The organism is Streptomyces sp. NPDC047869 (assembly GCF_040704065.1).
Lineage (GTDB): Bacteria > Actinomycetota > Actinomycetes > Streptomycetales > Streptomycetaceae > Streptomyces.
Map to the genome: position 1 here is coordinate 29,758 of NZ_JBEYRK010000011.1, position 20,799 is coordinate 50,556.

Sequence of the window (20,799 nt, forward strand, 5' to 3'; positions counted from 1 at the left end):
CGCAGGGCGCGTCACATGCCTTCGGGGACGGGCGGCGTCCGCTCACCGGACACGCGCCCGTGGCGGCTCACCCCGCCGCGTTGTCGACGCGCAGCCGTACCTGTTCCTCCAGGCGCCGCAGACTGTGGTCGAGGGCGTCGCACACCTGCCGCTCGCCCGGATCGTGGCTCTCGTCGAAGAAGGACAGGTGCACGATCACCTCGCTGGCGCCGCTGCCGATACCCGCGACCTGGAGCCAGCCCGCGTAACTGCCCTGCTCGCGGGTGCCCCACTCGATGCGCATCTGGTCGTTCTCGGCCCGCATGAGGGCCGCCGTGTCCTGGTCGGTGTCGTCCTCGTGGACCGTGACGGCCGGGAGATCCTCCACGTGCACGTGCAGCTCCCGCGGCAGCCACGCGTCGAGCTGGCTGACGTTGGCCGCCTGGTCGAAGACATGCTCGGGCTGTGCGGGCATCGTGCGGGAACGCTCGTACTCGGACATCGGGACACCGCCCCTCCGGTCGGAACACGTACCCCGGACGCGTGCCCCTTTTGCGTCGGCCGAAAAGCCCCGGTTCGTCCCGGTGCCGGACGGCCCCGGCAGCCGGTCTTGCCGATCTCTCACCTGTGAATTGCCCCAGGATCCGTGCTGTTCGCGCCATGGGTTTGTTAGATTTCGCAACCGAATAACCCAGGTGAAGCCCGCCCGTGCACCCGAACGGTCCGGTCTGCCGGGCCCGACCGTTCAGGGGAGTGGAAGATGAGCGACCCGTGGGACGGCCCGGGCGGGCAGGCCACGCGCGGCACCGCCCGAGTGCCCGCACAGCGCACCGACGAGTCCGGCGCCCCGCACCCCTCCGGTGGCCGCGGTGCCGCCCGGCAGGCGGCAGGGGAAGCCGCCCGGCCCCGCCGCGGCGCACGGGCGCGGCGGGCCCGGCCGGTCCGACGCGGCAGGCGCGCGCTGCGGATCGCCGGAATAGGCCTGTCGCTCGCGGTACTGGCCACGGCCGGTGCCGGCTGGTGGTTCTACGAGCACCTGAACGGCAACATCCACAGCGTCTCGCTCGACGGCAAGGGCGGCACCGAGAAGGCCGACGCGTTCGGCCGCACCCCGATCAACATCCTGGTGATGGGCTCCGACGGACGCACCAGCAAGGCGGACTGCAAACTCGGCGGCGGCTGCTCGCGCACCGGCGTCCAGGACGGCAGCAACGCCGACGTGCAGATGGTGGTGCACATATCCGCCGACCGCTCCAACGCCACCGTGATGAGCATCCCCCGCGACACCATGACCAAGGTCCCGGCCTGCAAGGACACCGCGACCGGCCGGTCCACGGGCGGCTACTACGGCCAGATCAACAGCGCGCTGCAGTACGGCCCCGCCTGCCAGGTGGCCACCGTGCACCAGCTCACCGGCATCCCCATCGACCACTTCGTCAAGCTCGACTTCGCCGGCGTGGTCAAGATGTCCGACGCGGTCGGCGGAGTCTCCGTCTGCGTCACCGACGACGTCTACGACACCTACTCGCATCTGAAGCTGTCCGAGGGCAGCCACACCCTGAAGGGCGTCGCGGCCCTGGAGTTCGTCCGCTCCCGGCACGGCTTCGGCGACGGCGGCGACCTCGGGCGCACCATCTCCCAGCACATCTTCCTCGGCGCGATGATCCGCAAGTTCAAGAGCGCGGGCACGCTCACCGACCCGAGCGCGGTCTACGATCTCGCGGACGCCGCCACCAAGGCGCTGACCGTGGACGACGGCCTCGGCACCGTGAAGAAGCTGATCGGTCTCGCCACCGACGTGAACAAGGTCCCCACCAAGCGGATGACCTTCACCACCATGCAGACCGGCGCCGACCCGGGCGACAGCAACCGGGTCGTGGTGGGCTCCGGCGCCAGGGCGCTGTTCTCCGCCATCGCCGACGACCGGTCACTGACCACCGGCTCGGGAAAGAAGTCCGGGGCGGCCTCGGCGACCGCCGAGGCGAAGGCCGTGCCCGCTTCCGGCATCGCCGTCACGGTGGAGAACGGCACCGGGATCACCGGCCGCGCCTCCGCCGTCGCCGCCGCCCTCACCGGCAAGGGCTTCAGCACCGGTACGACCACGGCCAACGCCCCCAGCCCCGCGGCCACCACCACGCTCACCTACGGCACCGGCCAGAAGGCCGAGGCCCGGACCGCCGCCAAGGCCCTGGGCCTGCCCGCCTCGCATCTCGAGCAGGGCACCGGCACCGGCCTCACCCTCGTCGTCGGCACCGACTGGCCGAGCGGCACCACCTGGCCCGGCACCTCGTCCTCGGCCTCGCCGGAACCGGCCGACACCGGGGCGGCCGTCTCCAACGCCCACGCCCAGACCGCCGACCAGGCCAAGACCTGCGCCAGGGTCAGCCCCTACAAGACGGTCAGCCTGGGCGGTGTCCCGATGACACCGGCCCAGGCGTACGCCGCCGCGCGCGGCAAACCGGACTCCGACGACTGAGCCGTCGCTCCGGACCGCCGCGCCCGGGCCGCGGCCGGGGGCGCGGTGCCCGCCGCGGCGGGGCTACTGTTGATCGAACCGGTGAGCGAGACGGGTGGTGACGGATGGAGTGGCGGGAGTACGCGGAGGCGATGGCCCGGCTCGCCAGGGACCTGCTGGAGCAGGACTCGGTACAGGCGACGCTGGACAAGATCTCGGCCGCGGCGGTGGAACTCGTCGAGGGCTGTGAGTTCGCGGGCATCCTCGCGGTGCGCAAGGGCAAGGCGGTCACCCTGTCCGCCACCCACGACATCGTCCGTGAGTCCGACCGGCTCCAGGGCGAGCTGGGGGAGGGGCCGTGCTTCGACCTGGCCCGGCGCAGGAGCGGCGACCGCATCTACCGCATCCCCGACATGAGCGCGCCCCAGCCCCACTGGGAGCGTTTCGCGTCGTCGGCCCGCGACCTGGGCGTGTCCAGCATGACAGGGGTGCTGCTGTACACGGACCAGGAGGACTTCGGGGCGCTGAACCTGTACAGCTCCCGCCCGGGGGCCTTCAGCAAGGAGATCGAGACGGCGGGCTGGCTGCTGGCCTCGCACGCCGCCGTGGCTCTGGCCAGCGCGCGCACCATCGACCAGCTCGAGCACGGGCTGGAGAGCCGGCACGCCGTCGGGGAGGCCATGGGCATTCTGCGTGAGCGCCACGGGCTGAGCGAGGAGGACGCCTTCAACGTACTGCGGCGCATCTCGCAGGAGCACAACGTCAAGCTGCGTGACATCGCCGAGCGGGTACGCGACGACAAACCCGGGACGGCCTGACCGGCCGCGCGCGGGATGCCGTCCGTCCCGGTGGCGATTCCGGTCCGCCCCGGTGGCGGTCCGTTGGGCGGATCCGCACGGGTCCGTTCCCGCGGCGCCCGGCCCAGCGGATCCGGGTCCGCCGGCGCCGCGGGGCCGCGCGCGCCGGGCAGCAGGAGCGACACGTCGACGTGCTTGCCCCCGTCCCGCGCCGTCACGGAGAGCGTATGGCTGATCGCCTTGACGATCTCGAGGCCGTGGCCGCCGATCCGCTGTCCGTCGCGGGACCGGACCTGGGGCATCCGGCGCGAGGAGTCCCACACCGAGATCCGGAGACGGTCACCGTCGGCAGACACCTCCAGACCGAGCCCGCAGGGCCCCGACGTGTGCTGTACGACGTTCGTGATCAGTTCGCTGACCACCAGTTGCGTGTCCTGCACCACGCGGTCGGGGACGGGGACGCGGTCGGTGGCACGGACACGGACGAGAAAGCGCTCCGCCGCTGCGCGGGCCTGGGCGGCGCTGATGGCGCCGCTGTCCCAGGTGGTGTTCCACCGCAGCGAGGCGTCCCCGTTCCGTTCCGGCTCATCCGACGCCTTCTGCCTAAGCGGGATGGCCATGAAAATGCCTCGGTTGTCACTGGGTACGTAGTTGATCTGAATCAGTCGGCTACCCCGAAGCCGGATCAGTAGCCGTCTTCCGGCCCACCAGTGTCGGAGGCGCAGGTCACTCGCCTCGGAGATGACCCATATCAGCCATATGTTCACTCTCGTCGTGTATGGGTCGTCGTTTGGCGGGCAACCGGTGGGCGGGGTGGTTGACGGCTTCACTCGACAGTCGGTGGAGGCGCTATGCGGCCTGATCCCCAGGAGGACGGTTCGCTGCACGAGGCGCTCGGGTCGGCGCTGACCGGCGTGGTGCGCCGCACCGGCGCGTCCATCGGCGGTCTGTTCCTCACCGAGGAGCCGCGAGGGGTCCTGCGGATGGTGGCCGTGTGCGGGGTGCCGCAGGAGTTCACGGCTCCGTGGCGGCGCCTGCCGCTCACCGCTCCCGCGCCGCTCACCGAGGCGATCAGAGAACGCCGGATGGTGTGGGTCGCGGGCCACGACGAGATGGCGCGCCGCTATCCGCGCACCGCCGCCGTGCTGCCGTACCGGTTCGCTCTCGCCGCGGTCCCCGTGACCGGTGCGCGCCGGTGCTGGGGCGGCCTGGTACTGCTGTGGCCCGACGAACGGGCGCGCGCCGCGTCCGCGCGTGAACGCGGCCACATCACCGCCAGCGCGCACCAGCTCGCCCGTCTGCTGGACGACTCGCCCGCGCCACCGGACCTGCCCGAGCTGCCCCGCGTCTTCCGCGTCGACACCGTGCGCCACCCCCTGCTGACCGGCACGGCCGCGGCCGACTACCTCGAACGCGTTCCCGAGGGTGCCGTGTCCCTCGATCTGGAGGGCCGGGTCACCTTCGCCAGCACCACGGCCGCCCGGCTGCTCGGGCGCTCGGTGCAGGAACTGCTCGGCACCCGGCCCTGGCAGTCCCTGCCGTGGCTGGACGACCCCGTGTACGAGGACCAGTACCGCACGGTCGTCGTCAGCCGGGCGCCCGCCTCCTTCGACGCCCTGCGGCCGCCGGACCGGTGGCTGACCTTCCGGCTCTACCCCGACGGCAGCGGTATCAGCGTCCGCGTCGTCCCGGGCCGGGAGCAGGCCGCCGACCCCGCGGCACCGGTGGCGCGGCGTACCGCCGCGCCGGCTCCGACGGGACGGCTCTACCAGCTCGTCCACCTCGCGGCCGCGCTCACCGAGATCGTCACCGTGCGGGACCTCGTCACGCTCGTCACCGACCAGATCCTGCCCGCGTTCGGCGCCCAGGGCATGGTCCTCCCGGCCGTCGACGCCGGCCGGCTGAGCATCGTCGGCCACTACGGCTATCCCGGCGAGGCTCTGGAGCGCCTGGACGCGCTCCCGTTGGACACCGAGCTCACACCGGCCGGTGACGTCCTGGCGGCCGGCGTCCCCGCCTTCATCTCCAGTCCGGCCGAGCTCGCCCGCAGCCACCCCCAGGCAGCCCGGCTCAGCGGCAAACAGGCGTGGGCCTTCCTGCCGCTGGTCGTCTCCGGCCGCCCCGTCGGCTGCTGCATCCTGACGTACGACCGTCCGCACGACTTCAGCGCCGACGAGCGCGCCGTGCTCACCTCACTGGCAGGGCTCGTCGCGCAGGCGCTGGACCGTGCCGGCCTGTACGACTCCCAGCACCGTCTCGTCCACGAACTCCAGCAGGCGCTCCTGCCCCGCACCCTGCCCCAGGTGCCGGGTCTCGAGGTCGCCGCCCGCTATCTGCCGGCCGGTCATGGCCTGGACGTGGGCGGGGACTTCTACGACCTGCTGCGCCTCGACGACGGCACCGCCGCGGCCGTCATCGGCGACGTGGAGGGGCACAGCGTCGCAGCGGCCGCGCTCATGGGGCAGGTCCGCACCGCCATCCACGCCCACGCGACGGCGGGGGCGGCACCGGACCAGGTCCTGGCCCGCACCAACCAGCTGCTGGCGGACCTGGACTCCGAACTGCTCGTCGCGTGTCTGTACGTGCAACTCGACCCGGCCAGGCACCGGTTGTGCCTCGCCAGCGCCGGGCACCTTCCGCCGCTGATCAGACCGGCGCCGCGGCACGCGACGACACTGGACGTCGAACCGGGGCCCCTGCTGGGCATCGGCACACGAGTCCGCTACCCCGTCACGGCCGCCGCCCTGCCCGAGGGAGCGATCCTCGCCCTGCACACGGACGGGCTGGTGGAACACCCGGGCACCGACGTCGCGCAGACCACGATGGAACTGGCCGCACATCTCGCCGGTGCCGACGGCGGTGACCTCGCGGACCTCGCCGACGGCCTCGTCCGGCACGCCTGGCCGGGCGGCCGGCGCACCGACGACGTGACCGTGCTGCTGCTGCGGGCCCTGGCCGGGCCGGAGCGGTGAGGTGGAGCGAGGCGGACTCGGCCTAGCGGGCGGTTCCGAAGTCCTGGGTCCAGTAGCTGTTGGGCTGCGCGAGACCGACGCCGATCTCCTTGAACGAGCAGTTGAGGATGTTGGCCCGGTGGCCGGGGCTGGACATCCAGCCGGCCATGACCTGCTCCGCCGTGGAGTAGCCGTAGGCGACGTTCTCGCCGTAGGAGCTCCAGGTGTAGCCGGCGCCGGTGATCCGGTCGCCGGGGGAGGAGCCGTCGGATCCGGTGTGCGACATGTTCTGGTGGGCGGCCATGTCCTGGCTGTGCTCCTGCGCGGCCTTGGTGAGGGTCGCGTTCAGGGTCAGCGGGGAGCAACCGGCCTTGCCGCGCTCGGCGTTGACCAGTTCCAGGATCCGGGCGGTGACGCCGGAGGCCGTGGCGCCGGCGGTGGGCCTCGGGGTGCTCGGCGCGGTGGTGGCCGCGGGCGCGGTGGGCCGGGGCGTGGTGGGCCGGGGCGTGGTCCGGGGAGCCGTGCCGGCGGGCTTCGGGGCGGGCTGAGGCGTGGTCGCGGTGGGCCGGGGAGCGCTGGGGGACACCTTGACGGTGTGCTTGTGCCTGTGCACGTGCCGGTGGTGGTGCTTCGGCACCCGCTTCTCGGGGGTGGCCGCGGGGGCGCTCGGGGCGGTCGTGCTCGGTGCGGTCGCACTCGGGGCGGTCGTGCTCGGTGCGGTCGCGCCCGGCGTCTGCGACGGCAGCCAGCTGGGCGCGATGCCACCGTCACCGTGCCAGTAGCGCTGCCCGTGGTCGTCGTACCGGCTCTGGGCGGCGGCGGCCTGCGCGGCGACGGGGCGGTCCGCTCCGCCGTCCGGCCACTCGCCGCAGGCCATGGCTATGGACGGCACTCCGACGGCGCTCACGGCGACCGCAGCGATGACCACCCGCCGGTAATGCTGCTTCTTGCGATGCTCTCCCATTGCGTGACCTCACTCGCTGGTCGTTGCGCGTCCCGGTGTCGCCGACGCGTCGCGGACTCCGCTCCCGACCTGCGGGAACGCCTTGCGGATCGTCATTCTTAGGAAGCCTTCACATGGCATGCAAAGAGGCAGTCGTACTACCGCGCCTAGTAGCCGCGGACGGCCCTTGCCAAGGGCGGCCGGGCGTGCAGGCCGGGCGCGAGCGGGGCGCGCCCACCACTGCCGCTCCGTCAGAAACCGTCGTGCGCCACGAGGACGGCAGGCGCGCCCGGCCGGACGGAACGCCGTCCGACCGGGTCTGATCCACTTCCGTACCAAGACGGACAAATCCCATATGTCGCCAGAGTGGTGTCTACTAACCGACCCGCTCATGTCGCGGGAGCGCTGTGAGGGATGTCACGGAACCACGGATTCCGGTTGTTGCCGGGGCGCCCGGCACCGGCAGCGGCCGGTCCGGCCGGTCAGAGGCGCACGGTCATCGCCACGGTCACGTCGTCGCCCGCGGACAGGCCCCGCTGCGCACGCACCGCCTTCTTCAGCGGCAGCAGATAGCCGCCGTCCTTCGGGAAGAGCGACGTGGAGAAGTCGCTGCCGCCGATCCGGGCGTCGACCGGAATCACGCCCCAGCCGTACGTGGCCGCCGAGGCGATCTGCCGGATGTCGGCGGACTCCTCCTCGGGCACGGCGACGAAGTAGAACGGTGACGGCCCCCGCCACTCGATCACCCGGCCGGCGAAGACAAGTTCCATGCGTGCTGCTCCAGTTGACCGAGGAGGGCCGGATCGCGCTCAGGATACCCGCGGTGGGAGGGCCCGGCCTTCGCCGCCCTCCGGCCCGGGGCGTCAAGCCGGTTCGCCCCGCCAGGCGCCGTCCCGCCGGGCCCAGCGCACGGCCGGTGCCACGCAGAGCCCGGCGACGGCGAACACCACGCCGAGCACCGCCCAGCCGAAGGTGCCGTGGGCGATCGCGGTGACCGTGACCAGGGCCGGTCCCGCCATCATCCCCGCCGACGCACCCGTGCCGAACACCCCCTGGTAGACGCCGTGCGCGCGGGCGTCGGCGAGTTCGTAGCCGAGGGTCCAGCCGCCCGCCGCCGACAGCACCTCGGCGAACACCTGCACCACCGCCCCGGCCGTCAGCGACAGCACCGCCCACACGGGGGAGAGGCCCGCGGACAGCGCGTACACCGCGCAGGCCGCCGCCAGCAGCAGCCCCGACCAGCCCATCGCCCGTACCGCCGTGTGCACTTGGGAGGCGCGCCGGGCGACCCGCACCTGAAGCAGCGCCACCAGCACACAGTTGACGATCATCAGCAGGGCCGCCGTCCAGCGCGGAGCCGTGGTGCGCTGCACGATCCACAGCGGCAGCCCCACCTCGGCCAGCGTGTACTGCACCACCAGCACCGCGTTGAGCACCGTCACCGTCAGGAAGGGCAGGTCGCGCACTGCTCGCCAGCGCTCGGCCGCCGGAGCGCCGGCGGCCGGGACCGCACGTTCCCGCGTGTGCGACGCCGGCGCCAGCCGGGGCAGCAGCAGCGCGGGGCCCGCGAAGGACAGCGCGTTCAACGCGATCACCGTCAGGTAGGCGCCCTCCGTGTCCACCTGCAGAGCGACCGCGCCCAGCGCGCCGCCCACGCCCATCCCGACGTTCGTCACCATCCGCAGATACGCCCGCGCCTCCACCCGCGTCGCCGGCGGCAGCACCTCCGCGTACAGCGCGCCCTGCACCCCGCGGCTCGCCATCTGCAGTCCCGTCGCGCAGATCACCGCGACGAGGAACGCGGCGTAGGAACCCACGAGGACGTACGAAGCCGTGGCGATGCCCGTGCCGCCCCACAGCAGGGAGCCGACCCGCCGGGCGCCCCACCGGTCCGCGGCCCGCCCGGCGGGCACCCCCGCGGCCACGCCCACCAGGCCCGCGACCGTCATCCCGAGCCCGACGGCGGTCGCCTCCAGGCCGACGATACGCGTGAAGTACAGGACGCCCAGCGGGAAGTACAGCCCGTTGCCAAGGGAGTTGACCGCGGTCAGCACGGTGGCGAGGCGCAGCACCGGGTCGGCCGGCAGCAGCCCGCCCGCCCGGGTCGCCCGCCCCGCCCGCGAACCGCCGTCCTCGGCAACGGACTTCGGAAGTGGTGTGGTGGTCATGCCCGACAGCCAACCCCCTCCCCGCCCCGGTCCGACAATGATTTAGCGTGACACTCAATGATCGAGTTCCGCTTCGCCATCGGCGACCTGGCCACCACCTCCTTCGCCTACTCCCCGCTGCAGGAGGCGGTGTTCTCGCTGCGGTGTCTGCACGACCCCGCGCGGTACCCGCACCACCGGCCGTGGCTGCGCCGTATCCGCCCGCGCCTGGAGCACCTGGACCACGAACTGCTCACCGTCCTGGTCGCCCCCTGGCTGTGGGTGCCGGACTTCCTCACCCCGCGCCCGGCACGGGCCCGGCCGGTCTTCGCGCACGAGCTCGACGAGGTCCGCCGTACCCCACCGGACGTCGTCGCCTCCGACTTCCGGGCCACCTACCGCGCCGCGGACACGCTTCCCCCGCTCGTCGCGCGGGGCCTGGCCGACCCGGCGGCCTTCCTCGTCCGGCTCACCGACGCCCTCGACGCCTACTGGCGCACCTGCCTCGCCGACGCGTGGTGGCCGCGTACGCGGAGCATCATGGAGGCCGATCTCGCCCACCGGGCACGGGTGCTGGCGGAGCAGGGCGCGGCCGCCCTGTTCGCCGGGCTCGACCCGCGACTCGTGTGGACCGGCGGTCACCTCCGTCTGCACCGCGAGGGCGACACCGCTCCCTGGCCGTCGGGCGACATCCGTATCGCGGGACGCGGCATGGTGCTGATGCCGACGCTCTTCGGGCGCGGCGCCCAGACGATGATCGACGCGTCCCGCCCGCCGCTCCTCGTCTATCCGGCCCGCGGCCGCGCCACCCTCTCCGAGACGCCGCCCCCGGTCACCGACCGTGCCCTGGTCCGGCTCCTCGGCCGGCCCCGCGCCCGGCTGCTGCGCCTGCTCGCCGAACCGGCCTCCACGACCGAACTCGCCCACCGTCTGGGCGTCACCCCGGGCGCCGTCAGCCAGCACCTGGCCGTCCTCTACGACGCGGGCCTGCTCAGCCGCACCCGCAGCGGCCGCACCGTCCGCTACCAGCGCACGCCGCTCGGCGACGCACTGTGCCGGTAGCGGACGGCGCGGCCGGGGTGTCCGGTCAGCCGGCGGCGAGCAGTTCGAGCGTGTCGATCACACGGTTCGAGAAGCCCCACTCGTTGTCGTACCAGGCGACCACCTTCACGTGACGCCCGTCGACCCGGGTGAGGGCCGAGTCGAAGATCGACGAGGCCGGGTTGCCCGTGATGTCGGACGACACCAGCGGGTCCTCGGAGTACTCCAGGACGCCGGCCAGCGGCCCCTCGGCCGCGGCCCGGTAGGCCGCCAGCACGTCGTCGCGCGTCACGTCACGCGCGACGGTCGTGTTCAGTTCGACGATCGAGCCCACCGGGACCGGCACCCGGATCGAGTCGCCCGACAGCCGGCCGTCGAGGTTCGGCAGCACCAGGCCGATCGCCTTGGCGGCGCCCGTCGTGGTCGGCACGATGTTGACGCCGGCGGCGCGGGCCCGGCGGGCGTCGCGGTGCGGGCCGTCCTGCAGGTTCTGCTCCTGCGTGTAGGCGTGCACCGTCGTCATGAAGCCGTGCTCGATCCCCGCGAGTTCGTCGAGCACCGAGGCGAGCGGGGCGAGCGCGTTGGTCGTGCAGGAGGCGTTCGAGACGATCGTGTGCCGGGCCGGGTCGTAGGCACCGGTGTTCACCCCGAACGCGAGCGTGACGTCCGCGCCGTCGGACGGCGCGCTGACGAGCACCTTGCGCGCTCCCGCGGCCACATGGGCGTGGGCCGCCTTCGCCGAGGTGAAACGGCCGGTCGCCTCCAGCACGATGTCGACGCCGAGTTCGCCCCACGGCAGCCGCTCCGGCTCACGCTCGGCCAGCACCCTGATGCGGCGGCCGTCGACGACGAGGGCGTCACCGTCGGCGGTCACCGGGCGGCCGAGCCGGCCGGCCGTCGTGTCGTAGGCGAGCAGCCGCGCCAGCGTGGCGGGCTCCGTGAGGTCGTTGACGGCCACGACCTCCAGGTCGCTGCCGCGCTCCAGCAGGGCGCGCAGCACATTGCGGCCGATGCGGCCGAAACCGTTGATGGCGATACGAGTCATGAGTGGTGTCCCTTCGCTCGCCACCAGGTTCGCGGGCGGCGGCGGCCGCTGACAGAGGCGGGATCGCCACAGTTCGCAAGGATCGCGCCAGCCGGTCGCGGGCTACTCGCCGCGGGTGAAGGTGCGCCGGTACTCGCTCGGAGTGGTGCCGAGGACCTGCTGGAAGTGCAGCCGCAGATTCGCGGCCGTGCCGAGACCCACGTCGGCGGCGATCTGCTCGATGCTCCGCTCCGAACGCTCCAGCAGCTCGCGCGCCACGTCCACGCGGGCCCGCATCACCCACTGCATCGGCGTGTACCCGGTCTCCTCGACGAACCGGCGCGAGAACGTGCGCGGCGACACCGCCGCGTGCCGGGCGAGCACGTCCAGGGTGAGCGGCCGGCCGAGCCGGTGCAGCGCCCACTCGCGGGTCGCCGCGAACCGTTCGCCGAGCGGCTCGGGCACGCTGCGCGGCACGTACTGCGCCTGGCCGCCGCTGCGGTAGGGCGCCGCGACCAGACGCCGGGCCGCGTGGTTCGCCGGGGCCACCCCGAGATCGCGGCGCAGGATGTGCAGGCACAGGTCGAGGCCGGAGGCGGCACCGGCCGATGTCAGCACGCTGCCCTCGTCGACGAAGAGCACGTTCTCGTCGACCCGGACGAGCGGGTGCCGCGCCGCCAGCGCCCGGGCGTAGTGCCAGTGTGTCGTGGCGCGGCGGCCGTCCAGTAGACCTGTCGCGGCGAGCGCGAAGGCGCCCGTCGAGATCGCGGCGAGCCGAGCGCCCCGTTCGTGGGCGGCGAGCAGCCCGTCGACGACGGCCCGCGGCGGGTCCTCACGATTCGGGAACCTGTATCCGGGGATGAAGACGCTCTGGGCCCACGCGAGCGCTTCCAGGCCGTGCGCGACGTGGTACGACAGACCGTCGCCGCCGGTCACCAGACCGGGCGCCGCCCCGCACACCCGCACCTCGTACGGCATGCTCGCCCGGGTCGTGAACACCTGGGCGGGAATGCCGACGTCCAGCGGCTTCGCACCCTCCAGGACGAGCACGGCGACACGGTGCGGATGCGGGGCTGAGGCGGACACGAGCAGCAGGGTACGCGGCGCCCGGACACACCGCGGACCGGCGTGTCCGGCCCTGCGTCCGGGCAGCCGGTCCGCGTCACTGCCCCGAGAACGGCCCCGGTCCTACCAGTAGTGCCGGCGCCCCGCGACCGCGTGCCCCATGGAGCCGAGGATCCACAGGACCGCGCCGATCACCACGAGGATGATGCCGATGGTCCACAGGATGGAGATCCCCGTGAGGAAGCCGATGATGAGCAGGATGACTCCGAGGGCGATCATGACGTGCCTCCTGTCGAAGTAACACTCCACATGTCCGTGTGCCCCGAAGTGAGGCGTCAAGCCACCCACTGAAGCAACAATTCAGGACAGATCCAAAGCTTTAAATAAGTCTGAAGCAACAAATCCTGACGCCATCGATCGCGCTTCGTACGTTCCGCAACGGCCGCAACGAAAGACGAACTCGGCTGACACCCCACCTTGTTGGCAGCACGTCCCGTCCTTCGAGGAGCAGACGATGCGCGGAGAGAGATCTGCAGTCACCGGACCCGGGCCCGTACAGGGACACGGACCCGGAACAGGAACCGACGCCACGACCGGCACCGGGCCCAGGCCGCCGCGGCGCCCCTGCGCACGCGTGCGATCCCTGCCGGCCGTCCTGGCGCTCGTGCTCGTCGCCCTGGCCGGCCTGAGCGGGCCGGCCGAGGCCGCCGGCTCGCAGCCCTGCGACATCTACGGCGGGGCCGGTACCCCGTGCGTCGCCGCGCACAGCACGGTGCGCGCCCTCTACGGCGCCTACAACGGACTCCTGTACCGGGTCACCCGCGCCTCGGACGGCGCCGCCACCGACATCGGACTGCTGTCGGCGGGCGGCTACGCGGACGCCGGCCGCCAGGACACCTTCTGCGGCGGAACGACCTGCCGCATCACGAAGATCTACGACCAGACCGCACGCCACAACGACCTGACCCCGGGACCCGCCGGAACCGCCGGCATGGGCGCGGACCGCGGGGCGGACGCCAGTGAGATCGCGGTCACCGCGGGCGGCCACAAGGTCTACGGCGTGTGGATCTCACCCGGCGTCGGCTACCGCTACACCGGCGTGGCCTCGGGCGTCGCGGTGAACGGACAGCCCGAGGGCGCCTACATGGTGGCCAGCGGCACCCACGTCGGCTCGGCCTGCTGCTTCGACTACGGCAACGCCGAGAGCACGCCCGCCGACACCGGAAACGGTCACATGGACGCGGTCAGCATCGCCACCACGTGCTACTTCGCCCCGTGCACCGGTTCGGGACCCTGGGTCGAGGCGGACCTGGAGAACGGCATGTTCCAGGGCGACAACGGCTCCAACACAGCCAACCGCGGCAACAACAGCGCGTACGTCACCGCGGTGCTGAAGAACGACGGCCGGACGAGATACGCCCTGAAGGGCGGCGACTCCCAGTCCGGCGCGCTGACCACGTGGTGGGACGGGGCCCTGCCCACCCGGGGCGGCTACCAGCCGATGCACCAGGAGGGCGGCATCATCCTCGGCACGGGCGGCGACAACAGCAACTGGAACATGGGCACGTTCTTCGAGGGCGTGATGGTCGCCGGCTATCCGACCGACGCGGCCGAGAACGCCGTGCAGGCCAACATCGTGTCGGTCGGCTACTCCGGGCGGACGGACGTGCCCAACGGCCCCCAGGGCACGGTCACCGGCCCCGGCGGCAAGTGCGTCGACGTCGCGGCGGACGACACCGGCGTCAACGGCACCGCCGTACAGCTCTGGGACTGCCAGACCTGGGCGGTCGACCAGCACTGGTTCCACCGTGCTGACAACTCCCTGAGCACACTGGGTCGTTGTCTCGACATCGAGGGCAACGGTACGGCGAACGGCGCGAAGGTCGAGCTGTGGGACTGCAATGGATCGGCGGCGCAGAGGTTCCGGCTCAACTGAGTGCACATCATGTGCAGAAAAAGTCACAAAGGCTCCTCTGGTGTTGTTTTTTACTTCAATCACTGCCGGGAGCTGCGGCTATGCCCAAGGGTTCCGTCGAGGGCGAGGGGATCTGGTGGAGGTGTGTGCGGGAGCCGCTTCCCTCTCGCATATACGGGGTTGATCTGTGCGTGACAACTAGGCACGCTCCGAGGCGCACCGGTCTTCGTCGCCGGTGCGTCCCCCCACTCAACCCCCCACATACGACGAGGAGATCCCTCTTGACGACCCATCAGCACCGCATGGGGAAGGCAAGGATCGCCACCGCGATCGCCTCCGTGACGGCAGTCGTCGGTACCGCCATGGCCGTTTCACCCATGGCCCACGCCGAACGCCCCGCCGAGGGCACGGTCTACGGGATGCACGCCCGGGGCGCGGTCGCCGGCAGCTACATCGTCCTGCTGGACCAGAAGGCGTCACAGGCGCGGAAGGCGGACCTGGCGGAACGGTACGGCGGCGAACTCGGCCGCACCTACGGATCGGCGGTCAACGGTTTCTCGGCCACGAGCCTCACCGAGACCGAGGCCAAGCGGCTGGCCGCCGATCCCGAGGTCTCGACCGTGGTGCAGAACAAGAAGTTCCACATAACCGCCACCCAGGACACCCCGCCGTCCTGGGGCCTGGACCGGATCGACCAGGCCGACACCGCCGGCGACCACAAGTACACCTACCCCGACAAGGCCGGGGAGGGGGCGACCGCGTACGTCATCGACACCGGCGTCCGCATCAGCCACAAGGACTTCGGAGGCCGCGCCTCCTACGGCTTCGACGCCGTCGACAACGACGACAGCGCCGACGACGGCAACGGCCACGGCACCCACGTCGCCGGGACCATCGCCGGGACCGCCCACGGCGTCGCGAAGAAGGCCAAGGTCGTCGCCGTCAGAGTCCTCGACAACAACGGTTCCGGCACCACCGAGCAGGTCGTGGCCGGCATCGACTGGGTGACCAAGAACCACAAGGGCCCCTCCGTCGCCAACATGAGCCTCGGCGGCGGCGCCGACCCGGCCCTCGACGCGGCGGTCGGCAAGGCCATCGCCGCCGGTGTCACCTTCGCGGTCGCGGCCGGCAACGAGTCCACCGACGCCAAGACCAGCTCGCCCGCACGGGTGCCGGAGGCCCTCACCGTGGCCTCCAGCACCAACGCCGACGCGCAGTCCGACTTCTCCAACTTCGGTTCCATCGTCGATCTGTACGCGCCGGGATCGGACATCACCTCGGACTGGAACGACAGCGACGAGGGGACGAAGACGATCTCCGGCACCTCCATGGCGACCCCCCACGTCACCGGTGCCGCCGCCGTCTACGTCGCCGGCCACCCGGACGCCACACCGGCTCAGGTCGCGACAGCCCTGACCGGCGGTGCGACCGCCGACAAGATCACCAACGCCGGCAGCGGAACGCCCAACAAGCTGCTGAAGGTGACCGAGTAACGACACCGTCCGCGGCCCGGCGACCCCACTCGCCGGGCCGCTGACTGTTACTCACTTTCGGGTGAGACCGGTACGACGGGCTTGGGCCTGATGTGCCGGGTGGCGTCCTCACATGACTCATTCACCGCATTAATGGACATTGCATCCAAGAGTCACGGAAATGTGCGTGAATCGTAACGGGCTCCGTGTGTCCGCCGGCGGCGCGGCCCGCTGCCTGCACGGTGTGGCTGTGCGGCCGCCCGGCCGCCACCCGCACAACCCTGAGAAGGGGGACACCTTGTCCGCTTCTGTCTTCGTGACCGCACGTCGTGTCGCTGCCGCCACCGTCGCCGCGGCGGCCGTCGTGGGCGCGGCGGCACTGCCGGCCTCGGCTGCCGACCACGGCCGTTACCAGCGCGCACAGGTCGTCATCAGCGCCGTGCAGCACGGCTCCCACGTCCGCGACGCCCGCGCCCTGAACAGGGAATGGGTCGAGATCACCAACGAGGGCCGCCGTGACGTCAACCTGAACGGCTGGACGCTGTCCGACGCGGACGGCCACACCTACGTCTTCCGCTACTACCGGCTCGAGGGGCACGAGACGGTCCGCGTCCACACCGGCAACGGCTGGGACCGAGTGGGTGACGTCTACCAGGACCGCGGCCGCCAGGTGTGGGACAACAACGACACCGCGACCCTGCGCGACAGCCGCGGTCGCTACATCGACTCCGCCTCCTGGGGCAACGACCGCCACGGCCGCTGGGGCGGCGGCTACCGCGACCACCGGGGCGACGACCGCCGCGGCCGCTGGGACGACCGCCGCTACGACGACCGCGACCACCGCGGTGACCGTCGCCACGACCACCGCGGTGACCGTCGCCACGGCGGCTGGCACGGCAACCACCGCTGACCGGGCACTCGGCAGTTCTTGACCCGCGGCGCGTCACTCACTCGAAGTGGCGCGCCGCGGGCCGTATTTCGCCAGTTGGCCGATGAATGGCCGTATTGCCCGACAGGGCTGGTTCCTCCACACTGTGCGGTGACCAGGGGGAGGGGCGCATGGCCATGGCCGGGGACGAACTGCGCCAACTGTTGGCGGAGTTCATCCGACAGCAGCGCAGACTTGAACGACTCACTGGTTGGGGCGAGCCGACGCCTGACCGGCTAGCCGCCGCGACGGAGGTCTTGGTATCCGCGCGGTTGCTGCTCGCGGAGGCCGAGGACGTGATCAGGGACGGGCCCGGGCCGGCCGACGGGTTCGACGCGGAGGACGCATGTACGTGCCTGGCGATCCTCGTACCCACCCTCCTGGCTTCTGTGGGCTACGAGGATCCGCCACCGCCCACCTTCACAGGGATTCTGGCCGACCTGGCCGAGGCCCGGGTGAGCCTCAGCCGCCCGGGGGGCGAGCCGGCCAAAGCCGAAGCATTGGCGAGTCTCAACGAGATCATCGAGGTCGTAGGAAGGGAAGCCGGCAAGGTCGCGGCCGGTGAGACGCCCAGGTACTGGAGGTCCCGCCTCCAGGGAGCTGTCAGAGTGTCCCGGGCACTCATCCCGCACGTGGCCACCACCACCGCCATCGCTCTGGCCTCCACGGCTTCCGGCGGGCCGTTCGCCGCCGCGCTGTCAACGGTCGGGAGCTCGTTGGCGGCGCTTCTGCTGCCGACCGGTGAAAAGCTCAAGGCGTTGTTCGAACCGCCGAAACTCGGGACGTCCGCCATCGCCCTGCACAAGACTGCGGCGAAGAGGGCCTTGAAGGAAGGGCGTCGCCTGCTCAAGCAGTCCGAGGAACCGGCCGGAAAGGCCGATTCCTTGGAGTGGGTGGAGCAAGCCCATGCCGCCGTGACGCTCCACCTACGCGTTCTCGGGGACGTGCCCGGGGCCGATATCGAAGACCTCGAGCGTGACGCCGACACACTTTTGCAGGCGTTCGAGCACCTGAAGAGCGTCGCCGACGACACGCCAGAGGCCGAGCCCGACGCCCGCAGTCTTGAGGAGCTGTTTGCAAGCTTGGAGGAAGAGACCGGCGGGCAGCCGATGACCCGTCAGCCAGGTTCCAGACGGCGGATCACGCGTACCGGCCAACCCATGTGCCGTAACGAACTGTTCGGGGAGTCGACGATCGACGCGAACGTACCCGAGCCCCCGCCGCCCGACGTACCCAACGCACCGCCCCCAGGCACCCGGAGCCCTCCCCGGCCACAAAACGGCCCAGGCACCCTGGGCGTCTGACCCGCAGGGTCCGGACGCCCGCTCCGGCGTCCGGACCCTGAGTCACGTCATGCCGCCAGCGCGTGGCCCGGGTGCAGCACGACCTTCGTGTAACCCTCGATCCGCTTGTCGAACTTCTCGTACGCCACAGGCGCGTCCTCGAGCGGCAGCTCGTGCGAGACCACGAAACTGGGCTTGGCGCGCCCGGCGATGATCATGTCGCGCAACTGGCGGTTGTACAGCTTGACGTTGCACTGACCGGTGCCCATCTGCTGGCCCTTCTCGAACATCCGGCCGATGGAGACCAGCAACTGGCCGTGCTTGGCGTGCTCGTCGGGTGCGCCCGGGTCGGACGGCACGTACAGGCCGGGCACGCCGAGCAGGCCGGTGGGCCGTACCGTCTCGACCAGGGTGTTGAGGACGACGGCGGGCTCCTCGTGGCTGACGTCCCTGTGGGACGTGGCCTGGTACCCGACGGCGTCCACGCCCTTGTCGGTCCCCTCGCCCGCGGTTTGCTCCTTGATCTGCTCGGCCGGGTCGCCCTTGGTGAAGTCGATGGGTATGGCCCCGATCTCCTCCGCCTTGGCGAGCCGCTCGGGCACCCGGTCCACCGAGAAGACCTTGGACGCACCGCGCAGCAGTGCCGAGTAGGCGGCCATCAGGCCGACCGGACCGGCACCGAACACGGCCACGGAGTCACCGGGCGACACCTTCGCCAGCTCGCAGCCGTGGTACCCGGTCGGGAAGATGTCGGCGAGCAGCACGAAGTCCGTCTCGAACTCGTCGCCCGGCGGCAGCTTCAGGCAGTTGAAGTCGGCGAACGGGACCCGCAGCCGCTCCGCCTGCCCACCGGGGTAGGGCCCCATCGCGACGTAGCCGTACGCTCCGCCCGCGAACCCGGGATTCACCGTCAGGCAGAACCCGGTCTTCCCGGCGAGACAGTTCTTGCAGAACCCGCAGGCCACGTTGAACGGCATCACGACCCGGTCGCCCTTGGAGAGGGAGACCACGCCGCTGCCGACCTCCTCGACGATGCCGAGGTTCTCGTGGCCGAAGATGATGCCGGCTTGCGCGGCCGTACGGCCCTCGTACATGTGCAGGTCGGACCCGCAGATCGCGGTCGACGTGACCCGTACGATCACGTCGTTCGGGTGCTGTATCTGCGGATCGTCAACGTCCTTCACCGCCACGGTGAAGGGCTTCTCATAGACGACGGCTTTCACCTTCGGTCACCTCCGCGTCGAACGCCGGACGGCGGCGGCGGGCCGCTCCGGAGGGCACCCGGGCAGGCAACCCTGCGGGCCGCGCCTCGTGGTCCCCGCGGAGTCCTCGCCCCGCTGCTGAACACTTCCAGCAAACGCCCGCCCGGCCCGATCCGCAAAGGCACGCCCTCCAAGGCCCTCAACCACCGTTTAAGTCGACGATCTTGGGCACGCGTAGCCGGGTGATCTTCGTCGTCGTCCTCCGGAGGGAAGCCCAGCATGACCGTCCCCGCGCGCCCTTTCCGCCCCGTCGCCCGTGACCGGCGGCGCTTCGATCTGCGTACGACCGCCATGTTCTTCGGCCTGCTCGCGATCATTCTGTGCGTCATGAGCTTCGTCGCCCGTACCGTTGTCGGCATCGTCGAACGCCGTCCGTTCTGGGCCTGTTCACTGGCCATGGTGAGCCTCGCGGTGGCGCTCATGTGCAGGTCCCGGTGGCGGCGTCTTTCCGTCGCGAGATGTGCGCGCCGTGCCACCGAGACCCTGGAGGCGGCGGCCGAGAAGGCCACCGACACGCTCTGCGACCCCGCACCGGCTCCGGCCCCGGCCGAGTCGGTGCGGATGACGGTGGCCGCGTCGCCGGCCGTACCGGCCGACGTACCGAGCGAGGCCGAGAACTTCGGTCCGGAAGCCACGTACCCCGGCGCCGGGCCGCTCGGGCTCGGTGGTGAGGAGGCGACCGTCCCCCTCGACGACGTGGTCGATCACGCCGAGCTCGACCCCGACGCCTTCGAACAGGCCATAGCCGACCTGTGCGCACGTGACGACTGCGGGCAGGTGGAAGTCGTGGGCGGCGCCGGCGACCTGGGCGCGGACGTCACCGCGGTCACCCCGGACGGCCGGCGCGTGGTCATCCAGTGCAAGCGCTACTGCGACACCAACAAGGTGGGCTCGCAGGACATGCAGCGCTTCGGCGGTACCTGCTTCACCGTCCACGAGGCCGACATAGCGGTGGTCGTCACCACGAGCGACTTCACGGCACCGGCCCTCGAGTACGCCCAGCAGTGCGGAATCCTGTGCGTCAACGGCGCGAAGCTGAGTGCCTGGTCCGACGGCACCGGACCCTGCCCCTGGGATCTCGCGGAACCCGGCGTCTGAGGGGCGGCGGCTGAGTACACCGGGGTGCCGAGGACGCCTCCGCTAGTCGGTTCCGGACTCCAGGACGCGCCGGGCCGCCTCGGCCTCCGCGGCCGGCGGGGACAGCTCGTCGAGGGTGTCGAGCTCGGTGTCCGCCTCCAGCTCCCATTCCCAGGCCGCCGCGAGCCGCTCCTGCTCCTCGCGGGGCCTGGCGGCCACGGCCTCCCGGTGCTCCGGGTCGAGGGCCGCGAGGAAACGTCCCACCGGGTCCGTCGGCATACCGTGCTCCTTGTTCGCCGGGAAGGGGGCAGCTCGCGCTCCAGCATGGCCAACGGGTCCCGTGCCGGACGCCCGACACGGCCTGCGACCACCCTGATGGCCCCGCCACCGGCCCGTCCCCTCCTCCCGGCCGGCACGCCGCCCGCCTCACGGCGGGCACCCCGGCCGCCGCACGTGCCGG

At 71.7% G+C, this 20,799-nt stretch carries 18 protein-coding genes and 1 pseudogene; 9 read left to right on the top strand and 10 right to left on the bottom strand.

Going from position 1 to position 20,799, the window contains the following annotated elements; all coding sequences use genetic code 11:
• Positions 1 to 67: 67 nt before the first annotated feature.
• Positions 68 to 481 carry an SRPBCC family protein gene (locus tag AB0924_RS16355; protein ID WP_358933667.1) on the bottom strand — a complete coding sequence of 138 codons (414 nt, stop codon included), beginning with the start codon at positions 479 to 481 and terminating at the stop codon, positions 68 to 70.
• Positions 482 to 739: 258 nt separating this feature from the next.
• Here AB0924_RS16355 and AB0924_RS16360 point away from each other — a divergent pair, with 258 nt between their 5' ends.
• Together AB0924_RS16360 and AB0924_RS16365 are read left to right on the top strand one after the other, a co-directional pair.
• Positions 740 to 2,455 carry an LCP family protein gene (locus AB0924_RS16360; RefSeq protein WP_366911733.1) on the top strand — a complete coding sequence of 572 codons (1,716 nt, stop codon included), beginning with the start codon at positions 740 to 742 and terminating at the stop codon, positions 2,453 to 2,455.
• A 104-nt stretch (positions 2,456 to 2,559) separates the two neighbouring features.
• Positions 2,560 to 3,252 carry a GAF and ANTAR domain-containing protein gene (locus AB0924_RS16365; protein WP_358933671.1) on the top strand — a complete coding sequence of 231 codons (693 nt, stop codon included), beginning with the start codon at positions 2,560 to 2,562 and terminating at the stop codon, positions 3,250 to 3,252.
• A gap of 167 nt (positions 3,253 to 3,419) precedes the next feature.
• Here the strand turns inward: AB0924_RS16365 and AB0924_RS16370 are convergent.
• Positions 3,420 to 3,851 (bottom strand): annotated as a pseudogene (locus AB0924_RS16370) (ATP-binding protein); the annotation flags it as partial.
• 231 nt (positions 3,852 to 4,082) lie between these two features.
• Between AB0924_RS16370 and AB0924_RS16375 the strand changes: the two are divergent.
• Positions 4,083 to 6,203, top strand: a complete 2,121-nt coding sequence (locus tag AB0924_RS16375; protein WP_366911734.1) for a SpoIIE family protein phosphatase — start codon at positions 4,083 to 4,085, stop codon at positions 6,201 to 6,203.
• 22 nt (positions 6,204 to 6,225) lie between these two features.
• Here the strand turns inward: AB0924_RS16375 and AB0924_RS16380 are convergent, their stop codons facing one another.
• The 3 genes from AB0924_RS16380 to AB0924_RS16390 form a co-directional block, all read right to left on the bottom strand.
• Positions 6,226 to 7,146 carry a CAP domain-containing protein gene (locus AB0924_RS16380; protein WP_366911735.1) on the bottom strand — a complete coding sequence of 307 codons (921 nt, stop codon included), beginning with the start codon at positions 7,144 to 7,146 and terminating at the stop codon, positions 6,226 to 6,228.
• 461 nt (positions 7,147 to 7,607) lie between these two features.
• On the bottom strand, positions 7,608 to 7,895 hold the full coding sequence (locus AB0924_RS16385; RefSeq protein ID WP_358933678.1) for a DUF1905 domain-containing protein: 288 nt from the start codon (positions 7,893 to 7,895) through the stop codon (positions 7,608 to 7,610).
• A 93-nt stretch (positions 7,896 to 7,988) separates the two neighbouring features.
• Positions 7,989 to 9,293: an MFS transporter gene (locus tag AB0924_RS16390; RefSeq protein WP_358933680.1), complete on the bottom strand. Its 1,305-nt coding sequence runs from the start codon at positions 9,291 to 9,293 to the stop codon at positions 7,989 to 7,991.
• Positions 9,294 to 9,350: 57 nt separating this feature from the next.
• On the opposite strand from AB0924_RS16390, the gene AB0924_RS16395 reads away from it, so the two are divergent.
• Entirely contained in the window at positions 9,351 to 10,334 is a 984-nt protein-coding gene (locus tag AB0924_RS16395; protein ID WP_366911736.1) for a helix-turn-helix domain-containing protein, read from the top strand.
• Between the two features lie 25 nt (positions 10,335 to 10,359).
• Here the strand turns inward: AB0924_RS16395 and gap are convergent, their stop codons facing one another.
• From gap to AB0924_RS16410, 3 genes are all read right to left on the bottom strand, one after another.
• Entirely contained in the window at positions 10,360 to 11,358 is a 999-nt protein-coding gene (gap, locus tag AB0924_RS16400; protein ID WP_358933684.1) for a type I glyceraldehyde-3-phosphate dehydrogenase, read from the bottom strand.
• Between the two features lie 102 nt (positions 11,359 to 11,460).
• Positions 11,461 to 12,423, bottom strand: a complete 963-nt coding sequence (locus tag AB0924_RS16405) for a helix-turn-helix domain-containing protein (protein ID WP_358933686.1) — start codon at positions 12,421 to 12,423, stop codon at positions 11,461 to 11,463.
• A 102-nt stretch (positions 12,424 to 12,525) separates the two neighbouring features.
• The gene (locus AB0924_RS16410; protein ID WP_250402800.1) at positions 12,526 to 12,681 is read right to left on the bottom strand and encodes a DUF6131 family protein; all 156 of its coding nucleotides are present in this window, start codon (positions 12,679 to 12,681) and stop codon (positions 12,526 to 12,528) included.
• Between the two features lie 355 nt (positions 12,682 to 13,036).
• Here AB0924_RS16410 and AB0924_RS16415 point away from each other — a divergent pair, with 355 nt between their 5' ends.
• The 4 genes from AB0924_RS16415 to AB0924_RS16430 all read left to right on the top strand — a co-directional run bounded on the left by AB0924_RS16415 (position 13,037) and on the right by AB0924_RS16430 (position 18,021).
• The gene (locus AB0924_RS16415) at positions 13,037 to 14,338 is read left to right on the top strand and encodes an arabinofuranosidase catalytic domain-containing protein (RefSeq protein WP_358933689.1); all 1,302 of its coding nucleotides are present in this window, start codon (positions 13,037 to 13,039) and stop codon (positions 14,336 to 14,338) included.
• Positions 14,339 to 14,679: 341 nt separating this feature from the next.
• Entirely contained in the window at positions 14,680 to 15,810 is a 1,131-nt protein-coding gene (locus tag AB0924_RS16420; RefSeq protein ID WP_366911844.1) for a S8 family peptidase, read from the top strand.
• Between the two features lie 295 nt (positions 15,811 to 16,105).
• Positions 16,106 to 16,699 (top strand): lamin tail domain-containing protein, encoded by a 594-nt coding sequence (locus AB0924_RS16425; RefSeq protein ID WP_358933691.1) that lies wholly within the window; start codon positions 16,106 to 16,108, stop codon positions 16,697 to 16,699.
• Between the two features lie 149 nt (positions 16,700 to 16,848).
• A complete protein-coding gene (locus AB0924_RS16430; RefSeq protein ID WP_358933693.1) occupies positions 16,849 to 18,021 on the top strand; it encodes a hypothetical protein in 1,173 nt (390 codons plus the stop codon).
• 47 nt (positions 18,022 to 18,068) lie between these two features.
• Here the strand turns inward: AB0924_RS16430 and AB0924_RS16435 are convergent, their stop codons facing one another.
• Positions 18,069 to 19,223: a glutathione-independent formaldehyde dehydrogenase gene (locus AB0924_RS16435; protein WP_366911737.1), complete on the bottom strand. Its 1,155-nt coding sequence runs from the start codon at positions 19,221 to 19,223 to the stop codon at positions 18,069 to 18,071.
• Between the two features lie 258 nt (positions 19,224 to 19,481).
• On the opposite strand from AB0924_RS16435, the gene AB0924_RS16440 reads away from it, so the two are divergent.
• The gene (locus AB0924_RS16440) at positions 19,482 to 20,360 is read left to right on the top strand and encodes a restriction endonuclease (RefSeq protein WP_366911738.1); all 879 of its coding nucleotides are present in this window, start codon (positions 19,482 to 19,484) and stop codon (positions 20,358 to 20,360) included.
• A gap of 42 nt (positions 20,361 to 20,402) precedes the next feature.
• Here the strand turns inward: AB0924_RS16440 and AB0924_RS16445 are convergent, their stop codons facing one another.
• Positions 20,403 to 20,618, bottom strand: coding sequence for a hypothetical protein (locus tag AB0924_RS16445; protein ID WP_358933700.1), 216 nt, complete (start codon positions 20,616 to 20,618; stop codon positions 20,403 to 20,405).
• Positions 20,619 to 20,799 lie beyond the last annotated feature (181 nt).